The following is a 12,253-nucleotide window of genomic DNA, read 5'->3' as shown; positions in this document are numbered from 1 at the left end:
AAATTAAATTTGATTAATTGCTTCAGATAAAACGTCTTGATCATTACCATCAAGAATATTTTGTCTAAACTCATCATCCATTAATTTTCTAGCAATTTTGCTTAATAATTTTAAATGTTCTGTTGATCCGTTTTTAGGAATACTCAAGACAAAGGCCACTTTAATTGGTTTATTATCTAAGGCATTCCATTCGATACCGTTAGAAAACTTGATCAAAAATAGTCCTGGTTTTTCTACACTATCATCATTACTGTGTGGGATAGCGATTCCATCTTTAAAACCTGTTGTTGATTCCACCTCACGTGCCTTTAAACCTTCATAAAAAGCATCCGCTGAATTGCTATAACCTTTTTCAGCTACAAATTTACCAATATTTTTAAAAGCATCATCTTGTGTTGCACTACTTTGATCATAAAATATATTTTCTTTATTAAAAATTTCTTTATCCATACTTACACCTACTATTCAGCATTCTTTGCAGCTTCAATAACGGCATCACTTCTAGTAAGACCAATTATCAACGCTGTTACAGCAATTCCGGCAGATACACATAATATCCACGTAATAAAAGGAATCGGTTGTTCAATATATCCAATAAATGTTCCTAATGGAGACCCAATTCCTCCGTAGAACTTACATCCTGTTGCGGCAACTAATCCACCGGCTACAGCTGATCCAGCAACGTTAGCAATAATCATTCTGATAGGATCTGCGGCAACAAATGGAATAGCACCTTCTGTAACTCCAACTAGACCCATACCTAAAGCAGCACTAGCGGCTGTTTTTTCATCCTTAGAGAATTTATTCTTCCAAATAATTGAAGCTAACCAAACACCTAATGGGGCAACTGAAATGGCAGCCTGTGAAGCTGTTTGTGGAACGAAGTTTGCATGCATAGGGCCATATTTTGCCATTGTATCTGTAAATACGGCTGTACCGAAAATCAAAGCAGTTTTATTAACAGGACCACCTAAATCAAATCCCATCATGGCACCAATGACAGCACCTAATATAATTGGAGCACTACTTGAATTCTCATTAATCCAATTTAGCCATGAATATAGTCCATCCATACCTGCAGCAATTGGCTTACCAATTACATAAAATACCACTAACGAAATAAATAATGTCGCTATAACTGGAATGATCATAATGGGAACAATTGGTTGAATAAACTTTGGCCATTTGATCTTCTTCAATAATTTAACAAAGTATCCAACAATAAAAGCAACTAGCAAGGCAGCAATAAAACCACCACCAGCTTTGGCATGTAATAGTTCTGCATCATTGGCAATATAAGCACCAATCATTGCTGGAGCCATGGCAGGTTTATCAGCAATTGACATTGCAACAAATCCTGCAAATAGTGGAATCATCAATTTGAATCCAACTTGACCAACTTGGAACAAGTTAGACATCAACATTCCCATTGAAGTTTTTGTATCAAATCCCCATTTAACAATTCTTCCCAAATCATCTTTTTGGAAAGCGTATAAGTTCGCAATAGTTAAAATAAGTCCGGCGGCAATAACCATAGGAATCATATAGGAAATACCACTCATAACATGTGTAAAGAAAGTTGTTTTTTCTTTGTTGTTACCGATTTGAATCTTACCTACTTTGCTACCCTTCTTACCAAAAACGGTAGCCTCTTTTTCGGCCTTCTTAATTAGAGCTTCCCCATCATTGATTGCATCATTAGAACTAGCAATTAATAATCTTTTTCCGGTAAAACGAATTGGATCTATCTTGATATCCGCAGCAATAATTGCTAAATCAGCATTCTCAATATCTTCGGCTGTCAATTTATTTTCAGCACCCATGGCACCATCAGTTTCTACCTTAACTTCATAACCCATTGCTTTAGCTGCTTTTTCGATTGCTTCGGCAGCCATATAAGTATGAGCTATCCCGGCAGCACACGCGGTGACAGCAACAATTCTTTTAGCCATTCTCTTATCCCCTTTTCATTTTCTATACTTCGATGATAAGGGAATAACTAGTTGATGTATACGGTTTCAAAGGCTTTAGGTTCTATTTACGCTTTGTCCATTGACTCGTGAAAAAAATTACAATAAAAAAGCCACCAAAATTGGTGGCTTTTTTAACGAATCAAATCATTGTTACCTTTACTATCTATATAATTAAAAACATCCTGTTTTTCAAAAATTGGTGCATCGTTCATTGAAGCTTGGGCTAATACTGAATTAGCTATCGCAAACTCTAATGTGTCGACAAAATCCCATTTTTCTAACAGTCCGGTTATAACACCACTGGCAAATGCGTCCCCACTTCCAATTCGATCTAAGATATTCAATTCTTTTGGGGATGACTCGTAGATCTTATCATGATGGAAAATGAAACCCTCAAAGTACTTCTTGTCGTTAATAAAAGTCCTCTTACTTCCGGCAAAGAAACTGATCTTGTAATCCTGACAAAATTGTTGATACAACTTGGTTTCGTCAGGCTCCTCGTAATCTAGTAAATCAGTTAGATCTCTCTTACTACCAAAAACAGTGTCAACGTATGGCAATATTTCTTGGTAACGTGCTTTCATTGTTTCATGGGTATTATTTTCATTTAGACTCATTCGATAGTTGAAATCAAAACAAACGATTTTTTTCATTTCATGAGCCATTTTAGCAAGTTCTAGTGCTGCTGTACGGGTCTGCTCCGTTAAGCTGAGGGCAATTCCACAAATATGGACGATATCAGTCCCGGCTAGAGCTTTTTCAAAATTATAATTCTGTGCTGGCATCTGGCTAAAGGAACTAGATAATCGATCTTGATATGTTACTCGTTCTGGTCGTGCTCCCTGTCCTAATTCTACGAAGAAGCTACCCATACTCTTGCCCTGATACATTATTTTCTTGTCACAGATTCCCATTTTTCTTAAATCTGCGGCAGCTTTTTTACCGATAGGATTATCCGGAAGAACCGTCAAAATAGAAGTATCATAGCCGAAATGAGCCAAACTGCTTAGCAAGTTAACGCCCGTCCCCACAGTCGTCAGGTGCAGATTATCACATTGCTCCAACATCATTTTGTCAGCCACAGTAAAGCGCAACATGACTTCACCAAAAGCTAATATATGCATTTTTCAACCTCTTAGAATTTCTTAATTATTTCATAGAGCTTAGCAACGTCCTCTGGTCTAGTATTGCCTGTTTCCTTGTCGATAATTGAACTGTATACGTGCGGAATGATTCTCTTTACACCAGCATCAACTGCAATTTTAACGATTTCTTTAAAGTTGTCTAAAGTGATACCACCAGTTGGTTCAAGGTCAAAGTCGTTTTCGGCACAAGCTTTGGCAACTGCTTTGAACTCTTCCTCGTGAGCCAAGCCTTTCATTGGGAAGAATTTAATAGATGATCCACCCATGTCTTTTAGCAAAGCAATGGCAGTTTCGATCGGTACTTCGGTTGGTGTTGTTTGACTGCTTAAAGGACCAGTAGCAATGTTGACTACACCAACTTTTCCAGTAGGTGAAACCAAACCATTAATAATTGTTTCATGTTGTCCAAGTGCTTCTCTAGTTGCGCCTACACCTGTGAAAACTTGGTTGACGTGTTGAGGTTGAATAACTTTAGAAACACGAGTTACCATGCCACTTTGTTTAGGATCACCGGCACCAAGACCAACAGAAACAGCGTTATTGATTTCAGCTTTATACAATTTCATATCTTCAATTGCGGCTTCATCGCTAGGATAATTTTTAGTCAATACTCCTAAAACGACGTGTCCTTCAGCTGCTTCATAACAGTCTTTGGCATTTTGAACTGAATTAGCTAAAACATTTAAACAAATTCCGTTTTCTAAATAATTTGGTAGTAAAGTCATTTTATTTTCCTCCGAGGATTTCTTTTAGTCTTGAAATAATTTGTTTCATTTCTTCTGAATTAACGGATCTGATATCAAATTCGATAATACCTTCATTAACACGATACTCACGTGCATAAATAGCAATTTTACCGTTACGCAATTGGTCGCAGATTTCTTTGGCAGTCAACTTACCAACCGGTTTGACGTCAGCACGATAAATGTCTCGGCCGGCTCCATCTTGAACAATCTCAACTTCAACATCGAGTAGTTCAGATAAATCTTTAACAAATGGTTCTAGTCGTTGAATCATTTGCTTACCGGTTTCTGTACCTTCTTCAAGATACTTGGTAATTGCGGCGGTCAATCCGATAATATTTTCCTTACCGATCTTCATACAACGACCAATTCCAGCACCTTGCATGCGAGCCCATCGGATGTACTTCTCTTTTCCAAAAATAGCCCCTGATGCTGGACCTTCGATGGCTTTGGCACCACTGTAAATCACTACGTCGGCACCCATCTTGATATATTTCAACATATCTTCTTCAGCTGCAGCGTCTAGAACTAAAGGTAAGTTGTGACGATGTGCCACTTCGATAGCTTCAGGAATTGATAACATACTCTTTTGAACCGTGTGATGACTCTTGATATACAACACGGCTGCAGTTTGATCATTTATCTGCATCTCGATGTGTTCTGGTTTACACATATTGGCATAACCAGCTTGAACCATCTTAGCTCCAGCCACACCAAGCATGACATCTACTGGTGTTCCATAATCGACATCGTGTCCCATGGGAAGGATCACTTCACGTTTAGTAATTTTTTCAGTGTAAGGGTGATATAAGTGATATTCACTACCTTGACCGATGATACCGGCAATAGTTTCCGCAATTCCGGCTGATGCAGAATTAACTACTAAAGCATCTTCACTACCAATCAATTTGGCTAAATATTTACCTGTTTGAACTGATAAATCGGCCATTTCAAAGAAATTTTGAGCACCTAATTTTTGAGCTTCTACTACGTCGTCAGAAACTTTGGAAACTCCTAAAATGGTCATCTTTCCATCGGCATTAATTACGTGTTTTAGATTGTATTTCTCATAAATATCCATCTTAATCTCCTATTGAATATAATTGACCGCCGACAACACTGTAAATTGGCTCTACTAAAGTATCCGTCGTACGTTTATTTCCATTAGAATCAGTTAACTCTTTCTTACCTTTTTTCACATTGAAAATTGTGACATCCGCATCTTTACCAACAGCCAATTCACCTTTAGCTGTCAATTTGTAATTCTTAGCGGGAGTGGTTGTGATCATAGGCAAAACTTGTTTTAAATCGTAACCCACGTAAAGCATTTTCTCGATACAAGTAGCCATGTTATAAACTGGACCATTTTCACGGTTAGTGTGGTAAATATCGGTACTCAAACTTTGTGGAGTTATACCATCTTCAGTAGCGATTCCGGCAGTGTGGAAGTTAAAACTATCTGTTCCGTGACCGATGTCGAAAATAATTCCCTTAGCTAGGCCCTCTTTGACGAATGGTTTGATAGCATCGTCAGAATTTACGATTCCATTCTCTTTACCGTTGAAACAATGAGTCATGATATCGCCTTTTTCCATTATTTCCATGACTTCAGATAAATCTGGTGGATTAGTTCCTACATGAACCATCAGTGGCAAATCTTTGTCCAGCTGCTTTTGAAATTTCTTAGCTTCAATTAAGGGTTTAACGCCATTTCCAACCACGACTGATTTACTGATTCTGGCTTTCATACCAATGATGAAATCAGGATAGTCATCGACTGCCTTTTGGAAGGGTTCAAATTGAATCCGATTCATATCGCCTAATTCATCTTGAGCCAAGATACCAGTCTTTGAGATATTGATCATGGCGTAAACATTGGTTTTTTTACTTCTGGTTATTTGATAAAAATCACCGATATTGTCAGCACCAGTCGATCCCGCATCAATAACAGTCGTTACACCTGTCGTGTAGCCATCTTTGTCAGGATCATCGTAGTACAACGATAATTTTTCATAACAATGTGTGTGATCATCGATCCAGCCAGCACTAATATAAGATTCGCCTTTTAGATCAACAACTGAGTCAGCCTCTACATCCAAGTGAGTTCCAACTTCTTTAATCTTGTCGTCCACGATATACACTTCTAGCGGTTTATTATCGACGTCTTTCCCATTTTTGATATATATACTAGTCAATTTTTCTACCCCTCAAACTGGAACTTGTCCCAAGGTCCGATGTAATCCAATAAGAATAATTCGTCTTTGGAAATTTCAGCAACTTTATTTTTACGAATGTCTTTGTGAGCTTGCAATACAACTTGCAACTCATTTTTGTATTTACCAAAATCATTATTACCGATCACGACGTCACCACGTTCAAAGCTATGTGTTGCCACGACTGGATTGTCGTAATCTTTATATTTCTTACGAACTTCAGTTGAACGAATCACCAAATCAGTGATATCACCACGTCTGACATGTTGGTTATTCAAAAGGATTTCCTGTTCAACATTATTGATATCTTCTGCCAATTCAACATCGAAAGTTATTTGATAACGATTCAAGGCACCTAACTTTTGCAATTCGGCTTCTGATGCATAGGCATTTCCGATGATCACACAGTCAATCAAGTTGGTTGCGAATAAATGTTTAGCTTGAATTTCGATTGGTAGGTCACGATGCATTTCCAAGGTTGGTAAACCATCATTAATATCCCAAGGTCCAATCTGTCCTGTTTGTGAAGTTACAAAGGCGGCTGTATCAATACCTTGATTCTTGAAGCGTTGTGAAGCACTGATGAAGAAATCTAGTGGCAATCCTGTTCCTCGTTGAGGATAGAAGTTATGACATCCCTGGATAAAGGGTTTATTAGCCGAATAACTCAAAATGTTATTTAGATAGGCCACATCATTACTCATATTTAGTTCAATATTCATTTTTTGAGGATTGAATGATAACAATGCTTCCTTCTGTCCATCGAATCCTTGATCCAGACGCAATGATTCCGCACCTAATTCATGGAAGAATGACAAATCATCATAAGAAATTCCCAATTGATCAAAAATATTAGGAGCAATATCAAGGGTCGTTGAGAAGCCTAAACTTTTGGCAAAATTGATCAGGTTGCTGAATTTAGCAGCTACTTTTTCTTTACCTTCAGAAACTTCCAGCATACTCATGAAAATTCTGCTGAAACCATATTTACTAGCTAATTCCAAATATTTCTTATCTTCATTCAAATCACTATGATCTGGATAAAGCGAAACACCTAAAGTTCGTTTGGTCATATCTTTTTCCCTCTTTCCATCTTGGTAAATCCGTTCATATAGTAATTTGAAATCACAATTGATAAGTAAATCGTACTTAGAAGTACTAAGATAACAGCTTGTTTGATTAAGAAACTAACAACCGCAAATCCTAGAATCGTCAGGAGTGAAAATAAAATTAATTTTCCAGCCGATAATTTTTTTATGAATTTAGGTGTAATACCTTTTTGAACTAATACTTCGCTCGCAATAAAAAATATTAAAAGGAATAGAAAAATAATCATATAATCACCTCTGAATTTATTCTTTTTCTAATTGTTGTTTTTCGAAGACTTTGAAGAATGGATAGTAAATTGCTAGATCAATCAAGAAGTTGACACAAGTTAAGATGAACGCTGGGATACTCCAGTTTGTACTCATCAAGGCTCCTAATGGTCCAGGAACTGTAAATGGCAATCTCATCATCATCATCGGTACAACTCCGGTGATAGTTGAGATATAAGATAACGTTCCGGTTACCAATGGTCCCACGATGAATGGAATACCTAAGATTGGATTCATAACGATAGGAGCACCGAAAACGATTGGTTCGTTAATATTGAATAGTCCAGGTAAGAAAGCTAATTTACCCAAATCTTTTAAATAAGCTGATTTTGAGAATAGGAACAATGTTACAAGTGCCAAAGTACCACCGGCACCACCGATCCAGATGAACCATTGTAGAAATTGTTCAGTGAAGATTGTTGAAAGATGATGTGCACTAGTACCTGAAGCGAATTCTGTCATATTTTGAGCAATTGACATTTCCCAGAATGGTCTAACGATTGGATCCATAATGGCAGCACCGTGAATACCTAATGTCCAGAAACCTGTGATTAAGAAGATTGTTAGTAATCCACCGAAGAGACTGTTACCAACTAAGACACCTTTTAGTGGCATTAGAATCATGCTTAAGAATTCGGCAATGTTGAAACCTAACAAGTAACGTACGATCCAGAAGAAAAGTAAGATAAACGCAGCTGGAATTAACGCTACAAATGAGTTAGAAACTTCTGGTGGAACTCCATCTGGCATTTTGATAGTTATGTTCTTTACTTTGAAGAAACGATAAATCTCAACTGTCAGTAGTCCAGTAACAATTGAAGCAAATAGCGATGAAGCACTCAGATTGGCGATATTGATATATCTACCAGCATCAATTACACCTTTTACATTATCTGTAACGTGAATTGGTGCTGCTGTTGAAACAAGAAATGCTAAAACTGCTAAAACACCATTAGTTAATTTATCCAATTTATAACTTTCAGCTAGTGATGAAGCAATTCCAAATGTGGCATAAAGAGCTAAAATCCCGACCGTATACCGAAAAGGTATATCTAATATTTCTTTATAAGGCGATAGCATATTAGCAACTGATTCGATTGGAATATTATTTATTAATGTGAAGAATGAACCCACAATAGTTAGTGGTAGTGTGGAAATAATACCCTTTCTGATAGCTGTCATATGACGTTGGTTGCCCATTTTATTGGCAAACGGTAGAATCTTGGCATTTAAAAAACTTACTAGGTTGTCCATTTCGTACCCTCCTTTTTTCAAAAACATCATAACATTATAATGTTATGATGTAAACGCTTAAATAAAGAGAATTAAATTTCGTATTCAATCTCGTATGGCATTTTATTACTGTCGTATATAGAAATTGTATATTCAATTAAATTCCCCTTATTATCGTAACCACGTCTTACACGCTTCAACGCTAAGGATTCTGTTTTATTCAGCAATTTTTGATTTTCTGAATTCAAATTGACAGCACTAAAAGCATCCTTAAAATTGCTGATCTCACGTCCACTATTTTTCAAAAATGTGTAAAGGGATTGATTTTCAAGTTCTTCTATTTTGTCTGGGGCACTGAGTGTAGGCAAGTAATGATTAACGACAATAAAAGGTTGGTTATTCAATGAATATAGACGTTTAATATACAAAATACTCTGATTCTTGAAGTTTTCTTTTAATGGCGTTTCTTCCGCATTTAATAATTCAACTTCAAGAATCTTCTTGGACAGATTTCCCTGTTCATTAACGATTGAACTATATGACCTAGCTTTAGATAACTTGTTAAAAAGATTGTTACTGATGACACGAGTTCCAATACCACTTTTTTTAACTAAATAACCCTCAGATACTAACTGTTCTACAGCTTTTCTAACGGTTATTTTACTAACTTCATATTTTGTTTCTAATTCATTTTCAGTCGGTATCAAGGTTCCAACCTCATAGTCACCTGACAAAATGTTCTTCTTGATATCGTCAGCAACTTTCTGATATAAAATTTGCATTGCCATATAAATATTTCTCCATTTTTAATATTTCTATTTTCATTATAGTATTTATTATAGTACCCGTTATTCTTATTTATGAAAGCGAATTCTAAAATGATGCTGCGTATTTTCTAAAAATAACAATCCCCGTAACATAAGTCAATATTTACATTTAGTCATTTACAAAACTGGCAACTCGTATTTTTAGGTACATCGGGTATAAAATCAAACCAATAAATCTCCTAAAAGGGGTTGATCAAGTTGCTTGGTATTTTATTAGGGTCATTATTCATTACTTTATCGGCTTATCAATTTTATCAAACCGTCCACGCTTTTAAAGGATTAAAAGAAGGAAACGATAAAGATCCTTCGCCATTTGCCCTTGCAACATTGTGGTCCAGCACTGTTATTGCCGTTGCACTTTCTTTCGCCGGCATGGGTGTTCTTCTTTTTCTCAGATAAATAGCAAAAAGATGTCAAACAATTTTACGTTTGACATCTTTTTTTACTTAATAAAATTAAAAAGCATAGTGAATAGAGTTTTTATATTCATCATAAAGTTGACGATTTAGTTTATCTCCACCATCTAGGTTAGCTGAGTAAAATATTGGAGGATTCTTAATTCCACTTTCTACAAGTTGTTGATTAACCTCTACAACAATAGAATTCAGGATTGACGCACCAATAACAGTCGATGTTGGTCCAACCTTCTGATCAACACCTTTAATCGTACAGGCTGCATCTCCGATATCTCCATGATTGTCAATAACAATATCAGCAATTTCAAACAATCTCTTACCAGAAGAGTGTCTACTTGTTACAGACTTGGAATACGTTAAATTTGTTAGTGCTATGATTTTAACGCCTTTCTTTTTGGCTGCTAATCCTAAATCAATAATAACTGGATTACGTCCAGAAACGGAATGTAAAATTAATACATCCCCTTCTTTAAAGTTAACCGTACTTGCCAAGGCTGTTCCATAACCTTCAAGTCTTTCCATCTTACTAGTAAAAGTAATTGGCTTACGATCTAACATAACCTCACGACCAAAGATGGCATTAATAGTCATCATTCCACCGGCACGATAATACATTTCCTCAGACAAAATTCCGGCATGACTAGCACCAAATATATATACGGATTTTTTATCAAGATTTGTTTTAACTAATAAAGAAATAGCTTCATCAATATTATTCTTCTCTTTAGTTTCCACAATATCTAATAGGTTACGTACTTTATTCATGTATTGATATGACATTATAATCCTCCTAACAACTTACCGATACCTGCTGAAATCATTGACCATAATGACAAATCATTACCACCAAATATCAAGATCCAATTACGAATTGTAGAACCTAATACCATAGCTGATAATCCAACTAAGGCAACCATTACGATTGATGCAACAGCTGTACCAATAATAGCTCCACGAATACCACCTTGGCCTTCACCAATAACGGCAGCACCACCACACTCAAAGAAACTAGTAATTACTAACGGAACAATCAAAACACTAAATAGATGCATTGAATTTGCTACAATAACTAAGATTGTAGAAGTAATCATGGCTGTTAGGAATCCAATAATAACAGCATTAGGACGGTAATTGAATAAAATAGGAACATCAAATGCTGGTTTAGCACCCGGAACAACCTTTTCAGCAATTCCTTGAAAGGCTGGAACAATTTGATTGATTAATAGTCTTACACCATAAAGTAAGATCAACAGTCCTGCACCAAAAGTTAAACCTTGATTAATAGAAAACATTACTAGGTTACTACCCTTAGGAATCAATGATGGTGCAATAATTCCAACAACAATATCAACTAGAAACATTACCAATCCACCAGTAATGGATATTTCACGGAAGAAAGAAAGTCCCTTAGGAATATTTAAATCCTCGGTTGAATGGTCTTTATTACCAACTCTTTTAGCCACAAATCCAGAAATCATTGAAAGAATTTCTGTCGGATGTCCAATTAGGAATGAATCGTCACCGGTTGCATCCCAAACATATTTACGCATGATCCAAGGCATAAATGACCAATAACATGCTGAAATAAGAGCACCTACACCAACTAACAAAGGTCCACGAACGCCACCTTCAACTAAGCCGGCAATAATAACAAATGGAACCCACCAAAGCATATGTCCTGTTAAAAAGATTGTTTTAACAGGTGTAAATCTAGCTATTAATAGATGGATGATTAGGCCAAAGAACATGGCCATACCAACGGCCCCACCATAATCAGCAGTAAATGATATATCTGATAAACCTTTAGAAACAGTCAAACCCATTTGAGTTTGAACAGCAGTATTAATATTAGAAATAATACCAGTTAGCATATTGACCCCTTCAGTCAAGATCAGCATACCAAAGGCAGCAGTTAAACTTCCCTTTATAATATCTGCAAATGGTTTCTTCTGAATTGCTAAACCTAATGCAGCAATCAAACCTAATAGAATAGGTGGATTTTGCAGAATATTTGTTGCAATCCAATTAATCATTATTTATCTCCCCCTACACTTTCAAGATAAGATTTAACCTGATTACCAACTTCTTCTTTATCCATATATTTCTTCACTGGATAAACAGGATTCTTTACTGATGATTTCAAATCAGGTAATAATTCTTGACTAGTGAAATACGCATCGGCATCTGTTGCCTTAGCTGTTGCAATATCTGTATTCTCTACAGTTGCATCAATTCCCATTTCTTTAACCACTTTATCTAAAGTCATTTTTAATACCATTGAACTACCAACGCCAAAACCACATACTGCTAAAAATTTCATAATAATT

At 36.2% G+C, this 12,253-nt stretch carries 13 protein-coding genes; 1 reads left to right on the top strand and 12 read right to left on the bottom strand.

What is annotated here, in order from left to right; translation table 11 throughout:
* Positions 1-3: 3 nt before the first annotated feature.
* From U8526_RS04465 to U8526_RS04425, 9 genes are all read right to left on the bottom strand, one after another.
* Positions 4-450 (bottom strand): PTS sugar transporter subunit IIA, encoded by a 447-nt coding sequence (locus U8526_RS04465; protein WP_334340764.1) that lies wholly within the window; start codon positions 448-450, stop codon positions 4-6.
* Between the two features lie 11 nt (positions 451-461).
* On the bottom strand, positions 462-1,952 hold the full coding sequence (locus U8526_RS04460; protein ID WP_334340763.1) for a PTS fructose transporter subunit IIC: 1,491 nt from the start codon (positions 1,950-1,952) through the stop codon (positions 462-464).
* A gap of 152 nt (positions 1,953-2,104) precedes the next feature.
* Positions 2,105-3,097, bottom strand: a complete 993-nt coding sequence (locus U8526_RS04455; protein ID WP_334340762.1) for a sugar kinase — start codon at positions 3,095-3,097, stop codon at positions 2,105-2,107.
* A gap of 11 nt (positions 3,098-3,108) precedes the next feature.
* Complete coding sequence (gene dagF, locus U8526_RS04450; protein ID WP_334340761.1) at positions 3,109-3,843, bottom strand: 2-dehydro-3-deoxy-phosphogluconate aldolase; 735 nt, start codon at positions 3,841-3,843, stop codon at positions 3,109-3,111.
* A 1-nt stretch (position 3,844) separates the two neighbouring features.
* Positions 3,845-4,942 carry a DgaE family pyridoxal phosphate-dependent ammonia lyase gene (locus U8526_RS04445; RefSeq protein WP_334340760.1) on the bottom strand — a complete coding sequence of 366 codons (1,098 nt, stop codon included), beginning with the start codon at positions 4,940-4,942 and terminating at the stop codon, positions 3,845-3,847.
* Position 4,943: 1 nt separating this feature from the next.
* The gene (locus U8526_RS04440) at positions 4,944-6,056 is read right to left on the bottom strand and encodes an amidohydrolase/deacetylase family metallohydrolase (RefSeq protein ID WP_334340759.1); all 1,113 of its coding nucleotides are present in this window, start codon (positions 6,054-6,056) and stop codon (positions 4,944-4,946) included.
* Positions 6,057-6,061: 5 nt separating this feature from the next.
* Positions 6,062-7,147: a DUF871 domain-containing protein gene (locus tag U8526_RS04435; RefSeq protein WP_334340758.1), complete on the bottom strand. Its 1,086-nt coding sequence runs from the start codon at positions 7,145-7,147 to the stop codon at positions 6,062-6,064.
* Positions 7,148-7,426: 279 nt separating this feature from the next.
* Positions 7,427-8,704: a PTS sugar transporter subunit IIC gene (locus U8526_RS04430; RefSeq protein ID WP_334340756.1), complete on the bottom strand. Its 1,278-nt coding sequence runs from the start codon at positions 8,702-8,704 to the stop codon at positions 7,427-7,429.
* A 71-nt stretch (positions 8,705-8,775) separates the two neighbouring features.
* Complete coding sequence (locus U8526_RS04425) at positions 8,776-9,471, bottom strand: GntR family transcriptional regulator (protein WP_334340755.1); 696 nt, start codon at positions 9,469-9,471, stop codon at positions 8,776-8,778.
* 237 nt (positions 9,472-9,708) lie between these two features.
* Between U8526_RS04425 and U8526_RS04420 the strand changes: the two genes are divergently transcribed.
* Complete coding sequence (locus U8526_RS04420; RefSeq protein WP_334340754.1) at positions 9,709-9,909, top strand: hypothetical protein; 201 nt, start codon at positions 9,709-9,711, stop codon at positions 9,907-9,909.
* A 56-nt stretch (positions 9,910-9,965) separates the two neighbouring features.
* Here U8526_RS04420 and U8526_RS04415 read toward each other — a convergent pair whose 3' ends face one another.
* The 3 genes from U8526_RS04415 to U8526_RS04405 are packed head-to-tail and all read right to left on the bottom strand — an operon-like array spanning position 9,966 to position 12,246.
* On the bottom strand, positions 9,966-10,706 hold the full coding sequence (locus U8526_RS04415; protein ID WP_334340753.1) for an SIS domain-containing protein: 741 nt from the start codon (positions 10,704-10,706) through the stop codon (positions 9,966-9,968).
* Positions 10,706-11,959 carry a PTS ascorbate transporter subunit IIC gene (locus U8526_RS04410; protein WP_442886193.1) on the bottom strand — a complete coding sequence of 418 codons (1,254 nt, stop codon included), beginning with the start codon at positions 11,957-11,959 and terminating at the stop codon, positions 10,706-10,708. Before U8526_RS04410 ends, U8526_RS04415 begins: the two co-directional genes overlap by 1 nt.
* Complete coding sequence (locus U8526_RS04405) at positions 11,959-12,246, bottom strand: PTS sugar transporter subunit IIB (protein ID WP_334340752.1); 288 nt, start codon at positions 12,244-12,246, stop codon at positions 11,959-11,961. Before U8526_RS04405 ends, U8526_RS04410 begins: the two co-directional genes overlap by 1 nt.
* Positions 12,247-12,253 lie beyond the last annotated feature (7 nt).

Origin of the sequence: Companilactobacillus sp. HBUAS56275, from assembly GCF_036913655.1 — a bacterium.
In the GTDB taxonomy this organism is placed as follows: domain Bacteria; phylum Bacillota; class Bacilli; order Lactobacillales; family Lactobacillaceae; genus Companilactobacillus; species Companilactobacillus pullicola.
This window is presented reverse-complemented; position numbering and strand designations above follow the sequence as displayed.

Bases quoted from the DNA above. Each gene is read 5' to 3' on its own strand.
- U8526_RS04445 (WP_334340760.1), bottom strand. From the start codon at position 4,942: ATGGATATTTATGAGAAATACAATCTAAAACACGTAATTAATGCCGAT.
- U8526_RS04410 (WP_442886193.1), bottom strand. From the start codon at position 11,959: ATGATTAATTGGATTGCAACAAATATTCTGCAAAATCCACCTATTCTA.
- U8526_RS04405 (WP_334340752.1), bottom strand. From the start codon at position 12,246: ATGAAATTTTTAGCAGTATGTGGTTTTGGCGTTGGTAGTTCAATGGTA.
- U8526_RS04435 (WP_334340758.1), bottom strand. From the start codon at position 7,147: ATGACCAAACGAACTTTAGGTGTTTCGCTTTATCCAGATCATAGTGAT.
- U8526_RS04430 (WP_334340756.1), bottom strand. From the start codon at position 8,704: ATGGACAACCTAGTAAGTTTTTTAAATGCCAAGATTCTACCGTTTGCC.
- U8526_RS04465 (WP_334340764.1), bottom strand. From the start codon at position 450: ATGGATAAAGAAATTTTTAATAAAGAAAATATATTTTATGATCAAAGT.
- dagF (WP_334340761.1), bottom strand. From the start codon at position 3,843: ATGACTTTACTACCAAATTATTTAGAAAACGGAATTTGTTTAAATGTT.
- U8526_RS04460 (WP_334340763.1), bottom strand. From the start codon at position 1,952: ATGGCTAAAAGAATTGTTGCTGTCACCGCGTGTGCTGCCGGGATAGCT.
- U8526_RS04455 (WP_334340762.1), bottom strand. From the start codon at position 3,097: ATGCATATATTAGCTTTTGGTGAAGTCATGTTGCGCTTTACTGTGGCT.
- U8526_RS04415 (WP_334340753.1), bottom strand. From the start codon at position 10,706: ATGTCATATCAATACATGAATAAAGTACGTAACCTATTAGATATTGTG.
- U8526_RS04425 (WP_334340755.1), bottom strand. From the start codon at position 9,471: ATGGCAATGCAAATTTTATATCAGAAAGTTGCTGACGATATCAAGAAG.